This window comes from Bacillus sp. IT-79MI2 (assembly GCF_949768135.1).
GTDB lineage: Bacteria > Bacillota > Bacilli > Bacillales > Bacillaceae_G > Bacillus_A > Bacillus_A pseudomycoides.
Genome location: NZ_CATKPV010000062.1, coordinates 110,886 through 131,930 on the forward strand (window position 1 = coordinate 110,886; position 21,045 = coordinate 131,930).

The 21,045-nt window shown below is 37.3% G+C and carries 22 protein-coding genes and 1 pseudogene; 14 read left to right on the top strand and 9 right to left on the bottom strand.

What is annotated here, in order from left to right; translation table 11 throughout:
- The first annotated feature begins 9 nt into the window (after positions 1-9).
- Positions 10-378, top strand: coding sequence for a DUF423 domain-containing protein (locus ACM6HU_RS14220; RefSeq protein WP_016112746.1), 369 nt, complete (start codon positions 10-12; stop codon positions 376-378).
- Between the two features lie 34 nt (positions 379-412).
- Here ACM6HU_RS14220 and gerQ read toward each other — a convergent pair whose 3' ends face one another.
- From gerQ to hemQ, 4 genes are all read right to left on the bottom strand, one after another.
- A complete protein-coding gene (gerQ, locus tag ACM6HU_RS14225) occupies positions 413-847 on the bottom strand; it encodes a spore coat protein GerQ (protein ID WP_016112745.1) in 435 nt (144 codons plus the stop codon).
- 26 nt (positions 848-873) lie between these two features.
- Positions 874-1,296 (bottom strand): cell wall hydrolase, encoded by a 423-nt coding sequence (locus ACM6HU_RS14230; RefSeq protein ID WP_016112744.1) that lies wholly within the window; start codon positions 1,294-1,296, stop codon positions 874-876.
- Between the two features lie 191 nt (positions 1,297-1,487).
- Complete coding sequence (locus ACM6HU_RS14235; RefSeq protein WP_016112743.1) at positions 1,488-2,768, bottom strand: serine hydrolase; 1,281 nt, start codon at positions 2,766-2,768, stop codon at positions 1,488-1,490.
- A 193-nt stretch (positions 2,769-2,961) separates the two neighbouring features.
- The gene (hemQ, locus tag ACM6HU_RS14240) at positions 2,962-3,705 is read right to left on the bottom strand and encodes a hydrogen peroxide-dependent heme synthase (RefSeq protein WP_016112742.1); all 744 of its coding nucleotides are present in this window, start codon (positions 3,703-3,705) and stop codon (positions 2,962-2,964) included.
- 380 nt (positions 3,706-4,085) lie between these two features.
- Between hemQ and pta the strand changes: the two genes are divergently transcribed.
- Positions 4,086-5,057: a phosphate acetyltransferase gene (gene pta / locus ACM6HU_RS14245; RefSeq protein WP_016132472.1), complete on the top strand. Its 972-nt coding sequence runs from the start codon at positions 4,086-4,088 to the stop codon at positions 5,055-5,057.
- 32 nt (positions 5,058-5,089) lie between these two features.
- On the opposite strand, the gene ACM6HU_RS14250 is transcribed toward pta, so the two are convergent.
- Positions 5,090-5,935 (bottom strand): biotin/lipoate A/B protein ligase family protein, encoded by an 846-nt coding sequence (locus ACM6HU_RS14250; RefSeq protein ID WP_016112740.1) that lies wholly within the window; start codon positions 5,933-5,935, stop codon positions 5,090-5,092.
- 78 nt (positions 5,936-6,013) lie between these two features.
- Here ACM6HU_RS14250 and ACM6HU_RS14255 point away from each other — a divergent pair.
- Positions 6,014-6,104: pseudogene (locus ACM6HU_RS14255) on the top strand (lipoprotein BA_5634 family protein); the annotation flags it as partial.
- Positions 6,105-6,378: 274 nt separating this feature from the next.
- Here the strand turns inward: ACM6HU_RS14255 and ACM6HU_RS14260 are convergent.
- The gene (locus ACM6HU_RS14260) at positions 6,379-7,044 is read right to left on the bottom strand and encodes an RsfA family transcriptional regulator (RefSeq protein WP_006096703.1); all 666 of its coding nucleotides are present in this window, start codon (positions 7,042-7,044) and stop codon (positions 6,379-6,381) included.
- 452 nt (positions 7,045-7,496) lie between these two features.
- Between ACM6HU_RS14260 and ACM6HU_RS14265 the strand changes: the two genes are divergently transcribed.
- The 6 genes from ACM6HU_RS14265 (at position 7,497) to ACM6HU_RS14290 (ending at position 13,518) form a co-directional block, all read left to right on the top strand.
- Positions 7,497-7,721 (top strand): DUF1450 domain-containing protein, encoded by a 225-nt coding sequence (locus ACM6HU_RS14265; RefSeq protein ID WP_003202417.1) that lies wholly within the window; start codon positions 7,497-7,499, stop codon positions 7,719-7,721.
- A gap of 324 nt (positions 7,722-8,045) precedes the next feature.
- On the top strand, positions 8,046-9,101 hold the full coding sequence (locus ACM6HU_RS14270; protein WP_016112738.1) for a FecCD family ABC transporter permease: 1,056 nt from the start codon (positions 8,046-8,048) through the stop codon (positions 9,099-9,101).
- Entirely contained in the window at positions 9,098-10,114 is a 1,017-nt protein-coding gene (locus tag ACM6HU_RS14275; protein WP_016112737.1) for a FecCD family ABC transporter permease, read from the top strand. The genes ACM6HU_RS14270 and ACM6HU_RS14275 overlap by 4 nt, the downstream gene beginning before the upstream one ends.
- 15 nt (positions 10,115-10,129) lie before the next feature.
- Positions 10,130-10,942, top strand: coding sequence for an ABC transporter ATP-binding protein (locus ACM6HU_RS14280; protein WP_016112736.1), 813 nt, complete (start codon positions 10,130-10,132; stop codon positions 10,940-10,942).
- A 202-nt stretch (positions 10,943-11,144) separates the two neighbouring features.
- Entirely contained in the window at positions 11,145-12,086 is a 942-nt protein-coding gene (locus ACM6HU_RS14285; protein WP_414848230.1) for an ABC transporter substrate-binding protein, read from the top strand.
- 127 nt (positions 12,087-12,213) lie between these two features.
- Positions 12,214-13,518 (top strand): HD domain-containing protein, encoded by a 1,305-nt coding sequence (locus ACM6HU_RS14290; RefSeq protein ID WP_016132471.1) that lies wholly within the window; start codon positions 12,214-12,216, stop codon positions 13,516-13,518.
- 41 nt (positions 13,519-13,559) lie between these two features.
- Here ACM6HU_RS14290 and ACM6HU_RS14295 read toward each other — a convergent pair whose 3' ends face one another.
- Positions 13,560-13,745 (bottom strand): 2-hydroxymuconate tautomerase, encoded by a 186-nt coding sequence (locus tag ACM6HU_RS14295; protein WP_001147172.1) that lies wholly within the window; start codon positions 13,743-13,745, stop codon positions 13,560-13,562.
- Between the two features lie 112 nt (positions 13,746-13,857).
- On the opposite strand from ACM6HU_RS14295, the gene ACM6HU_RS14300 reads away from it, so the two are divergent.
- Together ACM6HU_RS14300 and ACM6HU_RS14305 are read left to right on the top strand one after the other, a co-directional pair.
- On the top strand, positions 13,858-14,532 hold the full coding sequence (locus tag ACM6HU_RS14300) for a site-2 protease family protein (RefSeq protein WP_077294245.1): 675 nt from the start codon (positions 13,858-13,860) through the stop codon (positions 14,530-14,532).
- A 25-nt stretch (positions 14,533-14,557) separates the two neighbouring features.
- Positions 14,558-15,067, top strand: a complete 510-nt coding sequence (locus tag ACM6HU_RS14305) for a YwhD family protein (RefSeq protein ID WP_016112732.1) — start codon at positions 14,558-14,560, stop codon at positions 15,065-15,067.
- A gap of 142 nt (positions 15,068-15,209) precedes the next feature.
- Here ACM6HU_RS14305 and ACM6HU_RS14310 read toward each other — a convergent pair whose 3' ends face one another.
- Both ACM6HU_RS14310 and ACM6HU_RS14315 read right to left on the bottom strand, forming a co-directional pair.
- Positions 15,210-17,261 carry a transglycosylase domain-containing protein gene (locus ACM6HU_RS14310; RefSeq protein ID WP_414848231.1) on the bottom strand — a complete coding sequence of 684 codons (2,052 nt, stop codon included), beginning with the start codon at positions 17,259-17,261 and terminating at the stop codon, positions 15,210-15,212.
- A gap of 85 nt (positions 17,262-17,346) precedes the next feature.
- Positions 17,347-18,072, bottom strand: a complete 726-nt coding sequence (locus ACM6HU_RS14315; protein WP_414848232.1) for a glycerophosphodiester phosphodiesterase — start codon at positions 18,070-18,072, stop codon at positions 17,347-17,349.
- A gap of 151 nt (positions 18,073-18,223) precedes the next feature.
- On the opposite strand from ACM6HU_RS14315, the gene ACM6HU_RS14320 reads away from it, so the two are divergent.
- From ACM6HU_RS14320 to speE, 3 genes are all read left to right on the top strand, one after another.
- Entirely contained in the window at positions 18,224-18,631 is a 408-nt protein-coding gene (locus tag ACM6HU_RS14320) for a MerR family transcriptional regulator (protein WP_016112729.1), read from the top strand.
- 5 nt (positions 18,632-18,636) lie between these two features.
- A complete protein-coding gene (locus ACM6HU_RS14325) occupies positions 18,637-19,800 on the top strand; it encodes an MFS transporter (RefSeq protein ID WP_016112728.1) in 1,164 nt (387 codons plus the stop codon).
- 186 nt (positions 19,801-19,986) lie between these two features.
- Positions 19,987-20,814: a polyamine aminopropyltransferase gene (speE, locus tag ACM6HU_RS14330; protein ID WP_016112727.1), complete on the top strand. Its 828-nt coding sequence runs from the start codon at positions 19,987-19,989 to the stop codon at positions 20,812-20,814.
- Positions 20,815-21,045: the final 231 nt, after the last annotated feature.

Sequence of the window (21,045 nt, forward strand, 5' to 3'; positions counted from 1 at the left end):
GGAATTCCAATGAAAATTTTCTTCTTATTGGGCTGTATTGCAGCCGGGCTATCTGTCGCGTTAGGTGCTTTTGGTGCACACGGTTTAGAAAATAAGGTTTCTGCAAAAATGTTAGAAGTTTGGAAAACAGGTGTTACATATCAAATGTTTCATGCTGGAGGATTATTTGTTGTTGCGTTATTAATGGATAAGATTCAATCTTCTCTTGTAAGCACAGCAGGCTGGTTTATGGTAGCGGGAATTATTATGTTCTCTGGAAGTCTATATGCATTAAGTACGACGGGTATTAAGTTTTTCGGACCGATTACACCACTTGGTGGTGTAGCGTTCATTATAGGCTGGATTTTACTGGGAACTGCAGTTGTAAAAGGATTATAAAGACAAAACAAAAGCTGGCAAATGCCAGCTTTTTTTATGGTCTTGGAGCATAGGTTGCTGGTTGGCTAGGTAAATACGTAATTTCTCCAGGGAATTCTACATAATCCAAGTAAATCATAAGTAGTAAGAATCTTTTTCCAGATTTTGGTTCGCTAATGACAATGTGATCGCGTCCAGCTGCTTCAATAATTCCTGTATAGGATTGTGTGCCAAGTGAACTACCGCGCTCATATGTCATAACAATAGTTGCTGGTTTTCCTTTGTTTAAGCGAAGGATGTTTTCAATATATGATTGCTCTAGTGGGAGCATACCTTGAGATACTGCAAGTTGTGCTTGGGCAGCTTGTTGTTGCATTGCCTGTTGTTGCGCCGCTTGCTGCTGCGGCGTCATTTGTTGTTGTGGTTGCATATATCCCCCTGAAGGTTGATAAAAACCTGTTCCATAGTATGGATTTTGTTGCTGTGCCATTACAAGTCCCTCCTTATTTTCATTCCTCAATATACCCCTGGACAGTCCTCACCAGATGGTTGGAAAAAGCAATGTTTTTTAAATCTTCCAGAATTTTCCTGATTATACCAAGTTGATGGACAAGCACCTTCAGGCCTGAAAAACCATAAAGCGAAATTGGCAGGCCAAAAGCGTTGCCCTTGAATTGTACGCCTTGCAAGGGCAATGTCCTGTTCACGTGCTCGTTGATAAAAGTATCCTTTTTGCGTTGCTTCAAAACCACCGGGACTTTGATAAACCATTTGGCGTAAATTACGTATGTTTTTAAAATCTAAACAATTTCCTCGAACACGATTGACACCAACATTTCCAACCATTAGCATACCTTGTTGTCCTTCCCCTTCGGCCTCGGCACGCATGAGTCTAGCTAATAACTTTACATCTTGTTCTGTAGAGCTGATAACGCCCATTATGTCTCACCTCTCTTTATGGATTGCACTAGAGAAAGAGGTTTATTTCTAGATAAAGTGTGGAACAATTACTAGTTCATACGTATGAGGAAAAGGACTCGGATATGACAACCAAACAAAGTTTTAGCATGATATGAGTATTGAATGCACTTGAACATAATAAAAAAGCTAGCAATATGCCAGCTCTTTTATTATCCAAATAATTTTGACCACATATTTGAGAAGAAATCACCGATTGATCGCATTGTTAATATGAACCAATTTGCTTTTTCTACTTCTTCTGTTGTTCTTGCAGCAATTTTCATTTTTTTGCTTCCATCTAAGAATCCGTATTGATCAGTTGATTCTAAAATGAGTGAGCCTACTTTTGTATCTTTTTTGATTGGTGCAACTAATTTTCCATCTTCGGCAAGTGATTTATCTGCCCCAGTAGAAATTGTATAAGGTGGTTTACTTCCTTTTTTTGTGATTACCGTTATCTCTTTTTCAGGTTTCACAGTTACAGTGTCTTCTGTTCCTTTTACAACAGAAATTGTATTGTTTTTATCTATTTTTAATTTCTGTTTTTCAAAGTTATTAAAACCATAATCAATTAACGCACGAGATTCTGTAAAACGCTCATCCATTGATTTTGTTTTAATAATAACGGAGATAAGACGTAGGTCACCGCGTTTTGCAGTAATTGTAAATCCATACCCAGCTGTATCTGAACTTCCTGTTTTTAAACCATCTGTTCCTTCGTAAGCAAAAGCAGCACCTGGTAGCATCCAGTTCCAGTTTTCCATACGGATTGGGAGTGGGTGGTTATCTGGGAAGTTTCTAAATCTTTGTTTTGTATCCTCTAATATTTCTGGATACTTTGTAATGATTGTTCTTGATAGAATACCCACGTCGCGAGCTGATAAGGAGTTTTCTCCATTCGGATCTGTACCTTCCGGATGTTTTCCTTTTAAATCAGCGTTATTTAATCCAGTCGCATTTACAAACTTATATTTCTTTAACCCTAGTTTTTTTGCGTGTTCATTTGCAAGGTTTAAGAAGTTTTTTTCACTTCCTGCAAGTAGTTCGGCTAGCGCAATGCTAGATCCATTTGCAGAGAAGATAACAATAGAATGATATAATTCTTTAACTGTATATTGTCGTCCTTTTTCGAAAGGGACATTGGAGAATTCATTATTACGGGAAATTTCATAAGCGTAATCAGAGATGTTTACTTTTGTATCCCATGTGATTTTTCCTTCTTTAATTGCTTCTAAAACGGAGTAAACAACAATAAGTTTTGACATACTAGCAATAGCTAGTAATTCATCGGGGTTTTGCTCATGTAGTATTTTTCCTGTATCTGCATCAAAAAGAATGGCAGCAGCCGCTTCTATATGTATTTTCTCTTCTGCATGGGGGGTTGTTACTCCTAAGGAAGAAAATGACAATAAAAACACTAGTAAAATAGATAAAATTTTCCTCATATACATTATCACCTTCGCATCGTTATTAGCATATAGCTCGTACCATTTTAGCATAATTTTGAATATAAGAAAGTTATAATTTAACAGGGAATTTGACGAATTCTTGTCTAATATTGTTTGAATTTGGCGAAAAAAGAGGGTTTTGAAGGGTTTTGGTAGGATATTAAGAAAAAGGAACGAATTTCGTTCCTTTTTTGTATTATACGTATAAAAATTTTGCTACTTTTTCGCTTGGTAAGATATTACCAACGAAGAATGTTCCGAATTCACCATAGCGAGCACTTACTTCATCAAAGCGCATTTCATATACAAGTTTTTTAAATTGAAGGATGTCGTCAGCAAATAGTGTCACGCCCCACTCGTAATCGTCAAAACCGACAGAACCTGTAATAACTTGACGTACTTTACCTGCATATTGACGACCAATTTTACCATGGCTGTACATAAGTTTTTTGCGTTCTTCCATTGGAAGCATGTACCAGTTGTCATCACCTTGACGACGCTTGTCCATTGGATAGAAACAAATGTGATTTGCTTCTGGTAATTCAGGGTATAAGCGTGCTAGGATTTGAGAGTTTTGGTATGGATCTTCATCAGCTGGAAGGTAGTTACTTAATTCCACAACAGATACGTAAGAGTATGCAGGAACCATATATTCAGCTAATGTTGTTTTATTTAATTCTGTTTCAATTTCATTTAATTCTTCCATTGTTGGACGTAAAATCATAAACATAATATCAGCTTTTTGACCAACGACTGTATACATTGCATGACTACCTTGTTTTGCGGATGCAACCTTGTTCCATTTTTCGATAACGTTTAAAAATTCAAACATTGCTTGTCCGCGTTCGTCACTAGATAATGTTTTCCAAGCTGCCCAGTCGATAGAACGTAAATCATGTAAACAATACCAACCATCTAACGTTTTTGCTGCTTCACTCATTCTATTCACCTCAGTTAATGATATTTTACACGTTAACTATAGCATATATAGTTTTAAAGTCACCTGTGTAAAGCTTGGGTGCATAAAATTGTCACATTTTAAAAATGCTAAGAAGAGAATATGTATAAATCCATTTTGTTTTCACTTGGCATGGGGTGGAAAAATCTCCTGACTGCTTCTATGCATAGCCGGATGCTCTCTCCGATCTAAAAAGAAAGGTTTTTCATCAATGTTTTATAACAAATTAACCATGCTGAATTTTATGAAAATATAATCATTTTCATTTTACCTATTTTTTAGGAACTATAAGTTTAAAATATAGATGAAAAGAAGTATTCTTAAAAGTAGAGTTTTTTTAACATTTGTAGGAGGGTTTATTCGTGAGCGATTTATTTACAGCAGTAAAAGAAAAAGTTCAAGGAAAAGGTATTTCTATCGTACTTCCTGAAGGAACTGATGAAAGAATTTTAGGCGCTGCAGAGCGTTTAGCAAAAGAAGAGTTAGTAAAGCCAATCTTAGTTGGTAATAAAGAAGAGATTAGCGCAAAAGCTGCTAGCATGAATTTAACATTAGCAGGCGTTGATATTTACGACCCAGCTACATATGAAGAAATGGATGCAATGGTAGCGTCTTTCGTTGAACGCCGTAAAGGTAAAGCAACAGAAGAAGATGCTCGCAAAATCCTTAAAGACGAAAACTACTTCGGTACAATGCTTGTATACATGGGTAAAGCACACGGTTTAGTAAGTGGCGCAGCTCATTCTACAGCTGACACAGTTCGTCCAGCACTTCAAATCATTAAAACAAAACCAGGCGTTACAAAAACTTCAGGCGTATTTATCATGGTACGTGAAGATGAGAAGTATGTATTCGCTGATTGCGCAATCAATATTGCGCCAAACAGCCAAGATTTAGCTGAAATTGGCATTGAGAGTGCGAAAACTGCTGAGTTATTCGGCATCGATCCACGTGTTGCAATGTTAAGCTTCTCTACAAAAGGTTCTGCGAAATCTCCAGAAACAGAAAAAGTTGTAGAAGCAACTCGCATCGCAAAAGAAATGGCTCCTGAATTAACATTAGACGGTGAGTTCCAATTTGACGCTGCATTCGTACCATCTGTAGCTGAGAAAAAAGCACCAGGTTCTGTTATTAAAGGTGATGCTAACGTATTCGTATTCCCAAGCTTAGAAGCTGGTAATATCGGTTACAAAATTGCACAACGCCTAGGTAACCTTGAAGCAGTGGGACCAATCTTACAAGGCTTAAACATGCCAGTAAACGATTTATCTCGCGGTTGTAACGAAGAAGAAGTGTACAAGCTAGCTTTAATTACAGCAGCTCAAGCACTATAATCAAAAAGCCCCGCTATATAGCGGGGCTTTTATTACTTTTCGAAATCAAGTGCTTTATTATTGCGATCGATGATACGTTGTAAATTCATTTCGTACAAAGGAACTTCATCAACTGTTAATTGTGATGGTGTTAATTTGGGTGCGAAATGCTGTAATGTTTTTAACAGGCGCATCATTAAGTCTTGAACGGTAATCGTTTCACCAAGTAGTTCAGACAATGAAGCCATTGTACTTGGAACAATTTCAGGATACGTGAATCTTGTTTCTTCTCCTTGAATTGCTAAGTTGTAGAAATCACGAACAAGTGCCGCTCGTTCGGAGCCACTGCCTGTAGCACATAAATAAATTTGTACGGCAACCCCTCCGCGAATGCGGCGCTGGGAAATACCTGCGAATTTTTGATCACGAATACTTAAATCATAGCTACCTGGACAATAAGAGCCAACGATTTCTTTTGCCTCGATATCGACATCGTAATCCTTTAACATTTCCTTAATTAAATGCCACATTGTATCGTATCCAAGATCGATATCAATTCCTTTTTCTGTTTCTTGGAATAGAAGTGATATATTTAAAACCCCTTTATCAAGTACGACTGCAAGACCACCTGAATTGCGGACAATGACATGGAAGTCGTTCTTTTTTAAAAAGGAAATCCCCTCATTTAAATGAGGAAGACGAGAATCTTGAATGCCAAGAACAATTGTATTGTGATGAACCCAAGAGCGCATTGCTGAAGCAGATGTACCATTTCCGATTGTTGTACATAGCGTATCATCCATTGCAAATGACTGTAGAGCATGAAAAGTCTGGCCTAAACTAGACTGATCCACAATACGCCACTCTGGTTGAGATAAAATCGAACGGGAATTGCTCATATAACTAACCCCTTATCTATAAAATGACAATCTTTATTATAGCAAACATGGAGCAAAATGATGTAGTGGTTGACGGAAAAAATGAAATATGAAGGTAATGTAATTATTGGCGATGCACGTAAATATGCAGATATGTACGCAATCGTAAGCGATGTAGCATATCAAACAATTAGTCAGCCAGTAAAAACAATTGGGGTAGTAGCATGTAAAGGAAATCCGAAAAAAAAAGAGATTTCCCAGATATAAAGAGAGATTCTAAAATATATAAATTCATTTTGATTTTTCAACATATAAGTCGCTGCCTCGAAGAACAAAAGGTGACCTGCACTTGCTCTCTCTCATCTAAAGATTAGGTTTTATGTCGGTTTTTCAATTTGTACTTATATAGAAGAAGCTTATATGATTGAATCAAAATAAAAAGGATGCAGGTACCTGCATCCTTTTTATTCTGCAATTTTTTCTAAATTACCGTTTCGATCCATGCGAAATGAGGTTTGCGTTTGCTCTTCATCATCCATTAATGCTAATTTACGAGCACGGTTCATAATATTCATGAGCGTTTCGTAGTCTTCTTGTACTGTATTAGATTGTTGTTCTAGCTTTTCTAGTTTCTTTTCTAATTCTTCATTTCGAAGCATTTGCGCCTTAATTTCTTGTTTCAATCTCACATTCTCATTTTCAAGAGCTGTTACTTTTACGCTTGAAGACCCTACCGTTTGTAAAAAGTAAATCACATCTTGCATTGTTATAGAGGTACTAGATACAGCTGGTTCCGAACGTGGAACGGTGTTATTTACGACTGGCTCTTCATCGACTGTAATTACTGCTGAAGCTGATGGCGTATAAAGCAGGCGTTTTTTCGCATGTTCACCACTAGCAGCTCGCATTTTATCTTTTCGATGTCTTTTTGCTAGTTGCAGCGCTTGCTCATAGCTATAACGAACGACAGCATTCCAACGAAAACCACAAGCAGCTGATGTGCGATTTAACTGATCGCCAACTTCTTCAAATGCATTTAATTGTGTACTTCCTTCTCGAACATGACGTAGTACGGTTTCAGCGAGTAATAAATCATCTTCGTCTGTCCAAGCATCTTGTCTTACTTTCATAGATTCAACTCCCTTTCTTTTTATAAACTTCCTATTTTTATAATGGACAAAAGAAATTGCTTTTATACAAAGCTTTTAAAAATATGGTAGATTTTGATAAAGAAGAATTTCTATACAAATCCATTTTGATTTTCCAACATAAAAGTCGCGGTTATGAAGATGCACTCGTTTTCTCTCTTTGTTTTTACTTGGCATGGGGCAGGAGACCGCGCCTATGCATGGCCGGATGCTCTCTCCTACCTAAAAAGAAAGGTTTTTATATCGTTTTTTTAATTTGTACTTATATATGTGGATGAATTGTGCTTATAAAGAGAGGGATAACGAGAAAATATTAGCAATGAATCGTACAGAGGAAAACTTGCATCAACCTTCAAAGAGCGGTAAAATACCATTTAGTGTTTATTTTTAAATGTACTTGTGAAAAGTTGAAAATAGAGGAAGTGTTATATAGAATGGGAAATGAATTTCGTGTGTGTGATGATTGTCAGGCAACGAATATTAAGACGCTGATACCACGACTCAAAAAGGTAGATTCATGTGCAAATATCGAAGTTGGATGTCAATCATATTGTGGACCGGGACGTAAAAAGTCGTTCGCTTTTGTTAATAATCGTCCAGTTGCAGCACCAAATGAAGATGAACTGATTAAAAAAATTGAAGCAAAACTAAATAAATAAGAAAAAGAAGAGTGAACAATTTACTCTTCTTTTTTTATGTTCTAAAAAAGAAAAATTATTTTTAAATAAGGAAAGGTAGAGGACTGTTACTGGGTCATTTACTAGTGGATAAACTTCATATTATGATATCGGTTTCGTATGAACTACATTAGTTTTATATTGCAAAATAATGGTTGACAGTCTTTTGTAACGGTAGGTAGAATAGAAAGTATGATTCTGATAATCATTATCACAAGGGTGGATACACCCAATTTTCTTTTTGCTGTTTCTTGAGAATAAATCTCATTTTGTTAAATATATGTTGTTGGTTAGGATGGTTGAGGGATGGAAGCTAGTGCGAGGAGTATAGAACAACAAGAAGTAAATGTGAAAGAGATTAGGAGCAGACCGCTTATTGCTTCTATTATTTTAATAGCGGGAACAATTTTATTAGCTTTAAGTATGGCAACTTCAATTTCATTTGGTGCAGCGGATATTAGTTTAAAGACTGTATGGCAAGCTGTCTTTCAGTTTGATGATTCTTTGACACATCATAATGTGATTTGGGAGCTGCGCATGCCTAGAGCAATTGGCGGTGTTGTTGCTGGTGCGTTTTTAGCGGTATCCGGTGCCATTATGCAAGGAATGACGCGAAACCCGCTCGCATCTCCATCATTAATGGGGATTACTGATGGGGCTGTGTTTGGAATTGCAATTATGTATGCGTTTTTTCCAAATTCACCGTATTTAATGTTTGTTATCGCTTCTTTTGTTGGAGCAGCATTTGGTGCAAGTATTGTATACGGCATTGGAGCTTCTTCACCAGGAGGATTAACACCTGTTAAGTTAGCGCTAGCTGGAGCGGCAATTAGTGCTTTACTTGGGGCTATTTCATCTGGAATCGCTTTGTATTTCAATCTTGCTCAAGAGGTGAGTATGTGGAATGCAGGCGGTGTTGCTGGTGTGAAATGGCAAAGCATTGATATGCTATTGCCGATTGGACTTATTTGTCTCGTTATTGCGATTATGATGTCCAGGTACATTACAATCTTAAGTTTCGGTGAAGAAATTGCGATTGGACTTGGACAAAATACAACATTAATTAAATTTATCGGAACTGTACTTGTTCTTGTTTTAACAGGTTCAGCTGTATCTATGGCAGGATCCGTTGGGTTTGTTGGGCTTGTAATCCCCCATATGACACGTTTTCTTGTCGGTTCAGATTATAGATGGGTTATTCCATGTTCTGCTATATTAGGCGGATTGTTAATTGAATGTGCGGATATGTTATCTCGTATTATTAATCCGCCGTTTGAAACACCAATCGGTGCGATTACAGCACTAATTGGCGTTCCATTCTTCCTCTACTTAGCACGTAATGAAGGGAGAGGAAAAATGTGAGAACAAGCGTCTTAACAAAAAAGAACATTTCAATTGTAACGATTTTAGCTGGATTAATCTTTTCAGTATTCCTTATTAGTTTAAATACAGGAACGTTTAAAATTCCACCAATGGATGTGTTAAAGTCATTGGTCGGGCTAGGAGCAGAAGATCAGTCCGTTATTTTATTCGAATTTCGTATGCCACGTATGGTTATTGCCATCTTAGTTGGTTCAGCGTTAGCGGTATCCGGTGCCATTATGCAAGGATTATCACGAAATCCACTTGCTGATCCTGGAATTATTGGTATTAATGCCGGGGCGGGATTGACAGTTGTTGTTTTCGTATATTTCTTTTTTGGAAAAGTCGGGACGGGTACACTTCTATCTGTATTCATTCTTCCATTCTTTGCATTAGTTGGTGCAGTGTTAGCAGCAGTTATCATTTATGCACTGGCATGGAAGAACGGCGTTTCATCAACTCGTTTAATACTTGTCGGTATTGCAGTAGCAGCTGGGTTTAGCGCTGTTAGCTTAATTTTTTCAATGAAAATGACATCGAATGATTTCCGTTTTGCAACGATTTGGTTAGCGGGAAGTTTATGGGGAACAGATTGGAAATTCGTATTAAGCGTACTTCCATGGATGCTCATCTTTTTACCAATTGCGATTCGGAAAGCGCATGTGTTAAATGTAATGAATTTAGGAGATGCAGCGGCAGTTGGACTTGGTGTAAACGTAGAGAAAGAAAGACGTAAATTATTATTCATTGCTGTTTGTTTAGCGGGAGCATCTGTTGCGGTTGCTGGTGGAATTGGTTTTATTGGTTTAATGGCACCGCATTTAGCAAGACGACTCGTTGGCGGAAAGCATCAAATTATGTTGCCTACAGCGGCATTAATTGGAACGCTCTTGCTGTTATTTGCAGATTTAATTTCACGAAGTGTGTTAACGACATCAGAAATACCGGTCGGTCTTGTTATTTCTGTAATTGGTGCACCGTATTTCATTTATTTACTTATGAGAACAAAATAAAGGGAGGCATTTTGTATGGCAACTTTAGCGGTTGATTCGGTATCTGTTGGTTATAATGAAGGATTAATTATTGATGGATTGTCAGTTGAAATTCCAGAAGGGAAAATTACAACAATTATTGGGCCGAATGGATGCGGAAAATCCACATTGTTAAAAACAGCTTCTCGTATTTTGAAAGCAAAACGAGGTACTGTTTACCTAGATGGAAAAGCAATTGAGAAACAGCCAACAAAAGAAATCGCAAAGAAAATGGCGATTTTGCCACAAACTGCAGAAGTGCCAACTGGTCTTACTGTGTTTGAACTTGTTTCTTATGGCCGTTTCCCTCATCAAAAAGGGTTTGGCACGTTGAAGGAAGAAGATTATCGCTACATCCACTGGGCACTTGAGGTAACAGGGATGACAGAATTTGCGAATCGTCCAGCAGAAGCCTTATCGGGTGGTCAACGTCAACGCGTTTGGATTGCAATGGCTCTTGCGCAAGGTACGAATTTACTCGTACTAGACGAACCAACAACATACTTAGATATGGCTCACCAACTGGAAGTATTAAATTTATTAAAAAAATTAAATCAAGAAGAAGGCCGCACAATTGTCATGGTTATTCATGATTTAAACCATGCTTCTCGTTTTTCAGATCATATGGTTGCTTTGAAAGCTGGTAAGTTAATGAAGCAAGGGACACCAGATGAAGTAATGACAAGTGAAACGCTTCGCAATGTGTTTGAAATAGAAGCACAAATTGTTCCATGTCCTGTAAACTGTAAACCAATTTGTTTAACATACGATTTAATGATGATTAATAATCAGTTACGTAAGAAAGCATAGATGGAATCTCCCCCTCTTACTTTGATAGAGGGGAGGGGGATTCTAATGGCCGTTGAGCTTCTCATTCGAGCTGGGAAGTTGAACGCTCGTTAGAACGGGTTACATACAACGATTAATAAATATATATTAATAAATTGTTGGTTGTAGTTTCTTATAGTGATATGTAGCTTATAAGAGAAATACATCCAGAAGGAGTGGGAATATGAAGAAATTCAAAGCGACGTTACTAGCAATGGTACTAGTAGTTACTTCTGTACTATTTGCAGCTTGTTCTTCTGATAAGAAAGAAGAAAAGAAAGCAGATGCGAAAGTTGAAGAGCGCACTGTACAACATGCAAAAGGGGAAATTAAAATTCCTGCAAATCCAAAGAAAATTGCTGACCTTAGTGGTTCAACAGAAGAATTATTAATCTTTGGAATGAAACCAATCATTACTGCAAATACGTCTCAAGAGAAAATCTATGCACATATTGCAGATAAATTAAAAGATGTAAAGCCAGTTGGCTCTGCATGGGGCGATAAAATTAACATTGAAGCAGTAGCTGCTGCAAAACCAGATTTAATTCTTGTGAACAACCGCCAAGAAAAAATTTATGATCAATTATCTAAAATTGCACCAACAGTTATGTTAAAAACTCCATTAGATCAATGGCGTCCAAAGTTTGAAGAACTAGGTAAAATCTTCGGTAAAGAAAAAGAAACAACTGCATGGTTCAAGGAGTATGATGAAAAAGCAAGTAAATTACACGATAAAATCGTTGCAAAAACTGGTGATGCGAAGTTCATGAAGATGGCTGCATATCCAAATGCATTCCGTGTATACGGTGACTACGGTTACGGTAGCGTACTCTTTAAAGATTTAAAATTACCAGCTGTTCAAGGTACACCAACTGATAAACCGCTAGTACAAGTACAAAAAGAAGCTTTAATTGATTACAACCCAGACTACTTATTCGTATTTACAACTGGTGATGGTTCTCAGCGCTTAAAAGAATTCCAAGAAGAAACAATTTGGAAAAACATGAACGCTGTTAAGAACAACCACGTATTCACAATCAAAAACGAAGACCTAAACAAAGGGTACTTCCCACTTGGTAAAGAAATGATCTTAGACGAAATTGCTGAGTTCGTTTTAGGAAAATAATATATACAGAAAAATCACTTTCGCTTTGGCGAAGGTGATTTTTCTGTATATAGGGGAATTTTATGCATTTCTATAGCCTTTCGTTTATAATAAAGATAAGAATGTAGTAAGGAAGGAGGGTGTCAATATGGTATATTTAAACGACAAACTCAGCGAAACAAAAGTGTTTAAAGACCCAGTACATAAATATGTACACGTGCGTGATCGCGTAATTTGGGATTTAATCGGAACGAAGGAATTTCAACGTTTGCGCCGTATTAAGCAGCTTGGAACGACATTTTTTACATTTCATGGTGCGGAACATAGTCGCTTTACTCATTCATTAGGTGTATATGAGATTATTCGTCGTATGATTGATGATGTGTTTGATGGCAGACCAAATTGGAATGCAGAAGATAGATTATTATGTTTATGTGCAGCGCTCTTGCATGATGTTGGACATGGTCCGTTCTCACACTCCTTTGAAAAAGTTTTTTCATTAGATCATGAGAAGTTCACACAAAAAATTATTGTTAGTGATACGGAAATCAATGATGTACTCGGCCGCGTAGACCGAGAGTTTCCACAAAAAGTAGCAGATGTTATTGCGAAAACGTCTGATAATAAATTAGCAATTAGTATGATCTCTAGTCAAATTGATGCAGATCGTATGGATTATTTATTAAGAGATGCCTATTTTACTGGTGTGAAGTACGGGAATTTTGATATGGAACGTATATTGCGTGTCATGCGCCCATACGGAAATCAAGTAGTAATTAAAAATAGCGGTATGCACGCTGTTGAGCATTATATTATGAGTCGCTATCAAATGTACTGGCAAGTGTATTTCCATCCGGTAACGCGCAGTGCAGAAGTTATTTTAACAAAGATTTTACACCGTGCGAAAACATTGCATGAGCAGTATTATACATTTAAGTATCATCCTGTTCATTTCTATTCTTTATTTGAAGAAGAGGTAACAGTAGAGGATTATTTAAAGCTAGACGAGAATGTAATGTATTATTATTTCCAGGTATGGCAAGATGAAGATGACCAAATTCTAAGTGATTTATGTCGCCGTTTTATGAATCGAAATCTCTTTAAATATGTAGAATTTACAGAGAATCATGGTTTAGATAATTGGATGGAATTAAGTAGTTTATTTAAAAAGATTGGACTCGATCCAGAGTACTATTTAGTTGTTGATTCAACATCGGACTTACCGTATGACTTTTACCGTGCTGGAGAAGAAGAAGAGCGGCTTCCAATCTTACTTCTTATGCCAAATGGAGATCTCAGAGAGCTTTCGCGTGAATCTGATATTGTAGAAGCGATTACTGGTAAGAAGAGAAGGGATCAAAAACTTTTCTATCCACATGATTTAATCTATGAAGATGGAAGAAAAGGAAAATATAAAGAGAAAATTATTGAGTTATTAGAAGGAAAGAAATAAGAAGCAGTCATAGGACTGCTTCTTAGTAAAGAAAACTGAAATTATTTGTCGCTTAAGCGTTTTCCGCCAACTGCATAATGATTTTTAGACATTTCTTCGATGAAAACAACGATGTTTTCTTCTGGAGCACCAGTTGTTTCGCTTACTGCTGTTGTTACTTTCTCAGCAAGAGCTTTCTTTTGTTCTTCTGTGCGTCCTTCTAGCATTTTCACTGTTACGTATGGCATGTACAATCGCTCCTTTTATGTAAGTTACAATCTTATTATAACGGATTCTAGGGAAGAACAATCGGAAAAACAAATATTTTCTTTTTTTGACATAATGAAGAGGAGATGAAGTATGGATCAGTTATTTAGATATCCACTGCACCAAATTCCACTGGTAGCAATGGCTATTATTATCGCGTTGTCTATGCATGAATTTGCACATGCATATGTTGCATATAAGTTTGGTGATGATACAGCGAAAAGGCAGGGGCGTTTAACTTTATCACCAATGTCTCATTTAGACCCGATCGGAATGATTGCAGTATTAATTCTTGGGTTCGGTTGGGCACGTCCGGTACCTGTTAACCCTTATAACTTTAAAAGACCGCGTCTTGCTGGTGTACTAGTTTCTATTGCAGGACCGATTAGTAACCTAATCTTAAGTGCTATCGGTTTAATCATTTGGTACAGTTTGTTAAAGTTTGGAGTACTAGATGCCATCCCATTTGCGGTGGCGGATACATTAGGTCAATTCTTCCAAATTTTTATTGTTCTTAATATCGTTTTATTTGTTTTCAACTTATTACCGATTCCACCGCTGGATGGATATCGTGTAATTGAAGACTTAGCACCGGAAAATGTTCGTGCGAAAATGACGCAATATGAGAAATATGGAGCAATTGCTTTATTGATTCTTGTTATTACACCGCTTGACCGTTATACAATTCAACCAATTTTCAGTGTAGTAATCCCGCACGTACTAGGATTTTTACAAAGTATTATTGCACCTATATTTGGGCTAATGTAATACATGAGTGAGGAGGAGTTTACATATGACAGAGAAAAAGAAAAAAATCGGTTTTAATATTGTGAAGAACGATTCGACAGATGGGCATGGTGGTTTCGGTGTTGGAGCGCTGAGCTTAGAAAATATTTCACCTGTTTTTGTAGATGTAATTGAGCAAAATGCATTCGTTGATATTGGGGCAATGCACGCGCGTAGTACTGTGGAAAAAGGGATTAAGTTTTTAACAAATAAAGATGAAGTTCCAAATGGAAAACCGTATTGGCTTGTGTGGGTAACAATTGAGAGAACGGCAAAAGGTGCTTACTATGCAGGTGTAACAGCTTGTGAAATGACAGTTGATCGTGAAATTCGCCGTGGTTATAAATCACTTCCAGAGCACGTGAATAAGATGGATAAATCATTAAAACGTTACATCATGGTTGACCATATGGATGAACCATCTAAGAAGGTGCTTGGTACATTCTTAAAAGAGCATAATGAAGCAATTTGGAACGAGTCTAGTGAAGAATTGCGTCATGCATTATTAGGAGAATAATTTTAAGGCTACCAGGAGAAATTCTGGTAGCCTTTGGTGTTTTTGGGGTATGGTAGTATTTCTCTTTATGTCGTATATTGTCGGAACGTCGATATGTTGTGTCGAAGCACCGATATATTGATGCTACAAATACGATAAGTATTTACCATGGAAAGTATTTTTTCCACCAGCTCTCTTTTTTCTTCTCTTTGCTAGCCTTCTCGAATTCTTCTTTATCATCAATATGATCCATGCAATATTCAGTCGGTTCTGTTCCTTTTGCAAAATACATTTTCACGGAAACAGGACATCCTTTCGTTGCGATTTTTCCATTTTCAGGATTGACATTTACAGCAATAATATCACTTGGTTGCTTGAATTCCTTTTTAGGCTGACCCTCTAGTCCTTTTTCCATCGCAATAGCCCATATTTTTTTTGCGTAGCCTTGTTCTGCCGGGTTTGTGATGGGTTTTGGCTGATCGTATCCGACCCATACACCTGTTACTATTTGCGGAGTGAAGCCGATCATCCAGCTATCTGTTTCTGTGGAACCAGATTTTCCTGCATACGTACGTGATAGTTTTGGAAGCAGGGATTGTCCTGTAACAGAAGCATACCCACTTAGTTTTTTATTGAACATTCCTGTCATCATTTCTTCCATTACAAACGTATTATTTTTATCGAGCACTTGTTTACTTTCTAAATGTGCATCATATAAAATATTCCCTTCATGATCGACAACGCGGCGAATAAAGGTTGGTTTTACTTGTTTTCCCCCATTGGCAAACATACTGTACGCACCTACCATTTCAATTGGTTTTACAGGAGACGTACCAAGGGCAAGGGATGGTACATCTTTTAATGAACTTGTAATCCCAAATTGTTTAGCAGTTTTTGCTAAAGAGTCCTCTCCTAAAAATAAATGTGTTTTCACGGCATATACGTTATCTGATACTGCAAGAGCTTGCGCCATCGTCACAAAATCATCGGCATAGTAGTCTTTATAATTTTTCGGTTTATATTTAGAAACACCATCGCCTAATGTAAATACTGTATATTCGCTTTTTAAGCGAGTCGCTGGTGTAAATCCTTTTTCGAGTGCAGCATAATATAAAAAAGGTTTAAAGGTGGATCCTGGTTGGCGAGATGCCTGAATCGCTCGGTTAAATTGACTTTCTTTATAATCTTTTCCACCAACAAGAGCTACTACTTCTCCTGTTTTCGGATTCATTGAGACAAGAGCCGTTTGTATATTAGTTGTTTCTGGAATCGTATCTTTTACAGATTGCTCGGCTATTGTTTGTAGTTTTGGGTCTAGTGTTGTGTAAATATGGAATCCACCGCGTTGTAATGTTTGCTCATCGAGTCCAATATCATGCAGGAGAGAGGAGTGTACAGCGTGTTGGAAATAAGGTGCTATTTCTGCGACTTCTTTTGTTTCTAATGAAGCAAATGTAAGCTTTTCCTTTTTGGCAGAGGAAGATTGCCCTTTCGTAATATAACCCTGTTCTACCATTTCATCTAAAATGATTGATTGTCTTGTTTTTGCTCGTTCCTCCTTTAAATAGGGAGAATATACGCTAGGGCCTTTTGGGATACCAGCTAACATACTTGCCTCCGCTAATGTCAAGTCACTAGCAGATTTATTAAAGTAAAGACGGGAAGCGGCTTCAATACCATAAGCGCCGTGTCCGTAATAAATCGTATTTAAATATCCTTCTAAAATATGATTCTTGCTGTAATTAACCTCAAGACGAATGGTATATATTGCTTCTAACGCTTTTCGTTTCCAAGTTTTATCATGATCTAAATATAGATTGCGGGCATATTGCTGCGTAATCGTACTAGCACCTTGGACCTTTGCCATTGCTTTTATATCTGCAATGATTGCACCAGCAATTCTTTTTATATCGAAGCCATGGTGATCATAGAATCGATGGTCTTCAATAGAGAGTGTCGCTTCTCTCGCATAAGGAGAGATTTGGTCGAGAGATACGTTATAGCGCTTTTTCATCCCATTGCTTTGACCTATTACAGTATCATCATTGGCATAAAAGGTGCTTGTTTGCGGAACAGCGATGGAAGGCGGCCCCATAATCTTTGCTACTATGATGATGATAAAAAACGAAAAAACGAAAAAAAGAACACATGAAAAAAGTGCGGTGAAGAAAAGACGTTTATATTTTTCAAGTTTTGGATTCACAGTTTGATCCATCTTTTTCATCCCCTCATCGTATACTTTTATTAGTATTGAGGGTTTTTTCGTATTTTAAACACAAAATGAAAAAGAGCCCTTTCAATTAAGAAAGAAGCTCAAAAGCGCGTATTGGCCAATCCGTAATAATTACATCTACACCGTAATCGATCATTGTTTGTAAGTCTTTATTTTCGTTGATTGTATAGGGACGGAAAACATAGCCTTGCTGCTGTGCAGTTTGGACAAATTCTTTTGTTAGTAGCTGAAAATTTGGGTGTAATCCGGACGCCTCCCTTTTCTTGGCTTCAGCAATTGGATCACTGAGTGGTTCATCGTATAAAATAGCTCTTGGAATTTCAGGTGAAATTTCCGCGAGTAGGGAAACGGAATCATGGTTAAAAGATGAGAATATAATTTGGTTTGAAAGATGATATTCACGAACGAGGTCGACAACCTTTTCTTCGATACCTGGATAGTGGATTACGTCTGTTTTTAATTCAATATTAAGTTGTAAATTTGTTGTAGAGAGCCAAATGAATACTTCACGTAAAGTTGGAATCTTTGCTTCGTTAAAAGCAAGGTTTTTATGGCTACCAGCATCAAGCGCTTGTAATTCCGCTACTGTTTTTTCAGAAACAAGTCCAGTTCCACTTGTTGTGCGATCAACAGTTTCATCGTGAATCACAACAATCTCACCATCTTTCGAAAGGTGAACATCAAGTTCAATGCCGTGGGCACCAACACGCTCTGCTTCTTGGAAAGCAATCATTGTATTCTCCGGATGTGTTCCTTTAACTCCGCGATGGGCAAAAATAAGTGGTTTTTTCATCTGAAAATCTCCTTATGAGTTCATTTCTTCCATTATGAAACTGCGGCGAGAAAAATACAATCCATATGCCAAACATTTACAAAAGTATAACACTTGCATAAAAGTTAACGTTAACGTAAAATGTAATAATGTGATGAGGGGAGGAATAAACATGTATAAGATTGATGAGGTAACGAAGCAAGTTGGATTAACAAAACGTACACTTCGTTATTATGAGGAAATTGGTTTAATTCATCCGCCGGAGCGTAGCGAAGGGAATATTCGTCTTTATACAGATGAGGATATTGTACGTATTAAAAAGATTGTAGAAGCGAAAGAAGTATTAGGAATCACACTTCAAGAAATGCAGCATTTCTTATCATTAAAAGAACGCATGGAACAAAGACGAAATAGTGACAATCCACGTGACCGTGAAGTGATTCAAGAAATTAAGGATATGCTTGAGAACCAAGTGCAAACGCTAGATACAAAAATGAAACAAATGGAGCGCGTGAAAGCAGAATTAGAGAATAGTTTAGGGCGTGCACGTAAATTCTTGGAGGACACAAAAGGAGAGTAATGAATATGGAGAGCAAACAAAAGTTGGGGAGATTGATTACAGTACTGGCTACGTTTCTTGCCTTTTCAGGCATCGGAGTAGTCGATCCTATTTTGCCGATTATCGCTGAGAAGATAGGGGCAACGCATTGGCAAGTGGAGATGTTATTTACAGCCTATATTTTAACGATGGCAATTATGATGCTACCAGCTGGTTTATTCGCAGCACGGTTTGGTGATAAGAGAATGATGACAATTGGTTTATCAATTGTAACTGTATTTGCTTTTATATGTGGTATATCACAAACGATTGCCCAGTTATCTATTTTCCGCGCTGGCTGGGGGCTAGGTAATGCGATGTTTTTCGCAACAGCGATGACATTATTAATTGCTCTTAGTAAAGAAGTACATGAAGCGGTTGGTTTATATGAAGCTGCGATTGGTTTAGGGATGGCCGGTGGACCATTATTAGGAGGACTATTAGGAGGACATTCTTGGCGTTACCCATTTTTTGCGACAAGTTTTTTAATTTTATTAGCATTTATTCTTGTTTTCTTTTTTGTAAAAGAGCCGGAGCGAAAAGTACAGCGAAAAGCAGCTGGAGTGGGGGAATTACTTAACCTTATTAAGTATAAACCGTTTATGCAAGGTGCAATTTCAGGTATGTTATATTATTACGGATTTTTCGTTGTATTAGCATATTCACCACTTATTATGCATTTATCGGCAATTCAGTTAGGCTTCGTATTTTGCGGCTGGGGACTTGCTTTAGCATATGGATCTGCAATATTAGCGCATAAATTAGAAGGGAAATATGAACCGAAAGCATTGTTACGATTTAGCTTACTTGTATTTGCAATTCTGCTAATCGCATTATTTTTTGTTAAAGTTATGTGGTTACAAATTGTTCTTATCGTCTTATCTGGATTAGCATCGGGACTAAATAACGCTTTATATACAAGCTATGTCATGGATATTTCACCTTATGAAAGATCTATTACGTCCGGTGTATACAATTTCGTTCGTTGGCTTGGCGGGGCAATTGCACCAATTTTATCAGGAATTATCGGCCATGCGATTTCACCGCAAAGTCCATTTTTAGTTGGGGGAATTGTTGTATTAGTTGGTTGTGTTATGATTTTGATTCCTGTTCGAGAAGGTTCTAAATTAGAATCAGAAACCCTTTCTTAAGAAAGGGTTTTCTTTGTTATTAAATATAGTGTTTAAATAATATATGAATAAAAATACTTTTACCAAAATATATTTTCGGTATTTTTGTACTTTTAACTATACATTTTGTATGTTTTGTTTTATTTTTGTTAGGGGACATTAATGATGTCCCTATTATAAATTTGCAATGAAAGGCGTGATTGTACGATGGAACTATGGTTCACTGAAAAACAAACAAAACATTTTGGAATTACGGCGCGTATTAACCGCACATTACATACGGAGCAAACAGAATTTCAAAAGCTTGATATGGTTGAGACAGAAGAGTTTGGAAACATGCTTATTTTAGATGGCATGGTTATGACAACAGAGAAGGACGAGTTTGTGTATCACGAAATGGTAGCACACGTACCTTTATTTACACATCCAAACCCTGAGAACGTATTAGTTGTTGGCGGTGGTGATGGTGGTGTAATCCGTGAAGTATTAAAGCACCCAAGCGTAAAGAAAGCAACACTTGTTGAAATCGATGGTAAAGTAATCGAGTACTCTAAACAGTACTTACCATCGATTGCAGGTGCGTTAGATAACGAGCGTGTTGAAGTGAAAGTAGGAGACGGTTTCCTACACATCGCAGAAAGCGAAAATGAGTACGATGTAATTATGGTTGACTCTACAGAGCCAGTAGGACCAGCAGTAAACCTATTTACAAAAGGATTCTACGCTGGGATTTCAAAGGCGTTAAAAGCAGATGGGATTTTCGTTGCTCAAACGGATAACCCTTGGTTTACACCAGAATTAATTTCAACTGTGTTTAAAGACGTAAAAGAAATCTTCCCAATTACACGTTTATACACAGCGAATATCCCAACATACCCAAGTGGAATGTGGACATTTACAATTGGATCTAAAGAATATGACCCATTAGAAGTAAGCGAAGATCGTTTCCACGAAATCGAAACGAAATATTACACAAAAGAACTGCATAAAGCAGCATTCGTATTACCGAAGTTTGTTGGGGACTTAATTAAATAATAATTAAAAGCGGAAGCGGCTCGTTCAGAATGGGAGGGGGGATGGAGCTTCAGACGTAGAGGCGTCTTTTGCCTCGCAGGAAGAAGCGAAGCCACCGAGCGTTCTAGCCGCTGTAGCTGGACAAAAGAAAAGCGGAAGCGGCTCATTCAAGGTGTGCGATAGAACGGACATGCTAGCTACTGACGCTATTATAATAAAATAATCTTCTATCGCTAAAAGAAGATTGAGGTA

Excerpts from the sequence above, each read along its gene's own strand:
- hemQ (WP_016112742.1), bottom strand. The coding sequence starts at position 3,705 with ATGAGTGAAGCAGCAAAAACGTTAGATGGTTGGTATTGTTTACATGAT.
- ACM6HU_RS14260 (WP_006096703.1), bottom strand. The coding sequence starts at position 7,044 with ATGAAAGTAAGACAAGATGCTTGGACAGACGAAGATGATTTATTACTC.
- ACM6HU_RS14295 (WP_001147172.1), bottom strand. The coding sequence starts at position 13,745 with ATGCCATACGTAACAGTGAAAATGCTAGAAGGACGCACAGAAGAACAA.
- ACM6HU_RS14290 (WP_016132471.1), top strand. The coding sequence starts at position 12,214 with ATGGTATATTTAAACGACAAACTCAGCGAAACAAAAGTGTTTAAAGAC.
- gerQ (WP_016112745.1), bottom strand. The coding sequence starts at position 847 with ATGGCACAGCAACAAAATCCATACTATGGAACAGGTTTTTATCAACCT.
- ACM6HU_RS14325 (WP_016112728.1), top strand. The coding sequence starts at position 18,637 with ATGGAGAGCAAACAAAAGTTGGGGAGATTGATTACAGTACTGGCTACG.
- ACM6HU_RS14250 (WP_016112740.1), bottom strand. The coding sequence starts at position 5,935 with ATGAGCAATTCCCGTTCGATTTTATCTCAACCAGAGTGGCGTATTGTG.
- ACM6HU_RS14230 (WP_016112744.1), bottom strand. The coding sequence starts at position 1,296 with ATGGGCGTTATCAGCTCTACAGAACAAGATGTAAAGTTATTAGCTAGA.
- ACM6HU_RS14315 (WP_414848232.1), bottom strand. The coding sequence starts at position 18,072 with ATGAAAAAACCACTTATTTTTGCCCATCGCGGAGTTAAAGGAACACAT.
- ACM6HU_RS14285 (WP_414848230.1), top strand. The coding sequence starts at position 11,145 with ATGAAGAAATTCAAAGCGACGTTACTAGCAATGGTACTAGTAGTTACT.
- ACM6HU_RS14280 (WP_016112736.1), top strand. The coding sequence starts at position 10,130 with ATGGCAACTTTAGCGGTTGATTCGGTATCTGTTGGTTATAATGAAGGA.
- ACM6HU_RS14300 (WP_077294245.1), top strand. The coding sequence starts at position 13,858 with ATGGATCAGTTATTTAGATATCCACTGCACCAAATTCCACTGGTAGCA.
- ACM6HU_RS14310 (WP_414848231.1), bottom strand. The coding sequence starts at position 17,261 with ATGGATCAAACTGTGAATCCAAAACTTGAAAAATATAAACGTCTTTTC.
- ACM6HU_RS14220 (WP_016112746.1), top strand. The coding sequence starts at position 10 with ATGAAAATTTTCTTCTTATTGGGCTGTATTGCAGCCGGGCTATCTGTC.
- ACM6HU_RS14235 (WP_016112743.1), bottom strand. The coding sequence starts at position 2,768 with ATGTATATGAGGAAAATTTTATCTATTTTACTAGTGTTTTTATTGTCA.
- ACM6HU_RS14305 (WP_016112732.1), top strand. The coding sequence starts at position 14,558 with ATGACAGAGAAAAAGAAAAAAATCGGTTTTAATATTGTGAAGAACGAT.
- speE (WP_016112727.1), top strand. The coding sequence starts at position 19,987 with ATGGAACTATGGTTCACTGAAAAACAAACAAAACATTTTGGAATTACG.
- ACM6HU_RS14320 (WP_016112729.1), top strand. The coding sequence starts at position 18,224 with ATGTATAAGATTGATGAGGTAACGAAGCAAGTTGGATTAACAAAACGT.
- ACM6HU_RS14265 (WP_003202417.1), top strand. The coding sequence starts at position 7,497 with ATGGGAAATGAATTTCGTGTGTGTGATGATTGTCAGGCAACGAATATT.
- ACM6HU_RS14270 (WP_016112738.1), top strand. The coding sequence starts at position 8,046 with ATGGAAGCTAGTGCGAGGAGTATAGAACAACAAGAAGTAAATGTGAAA.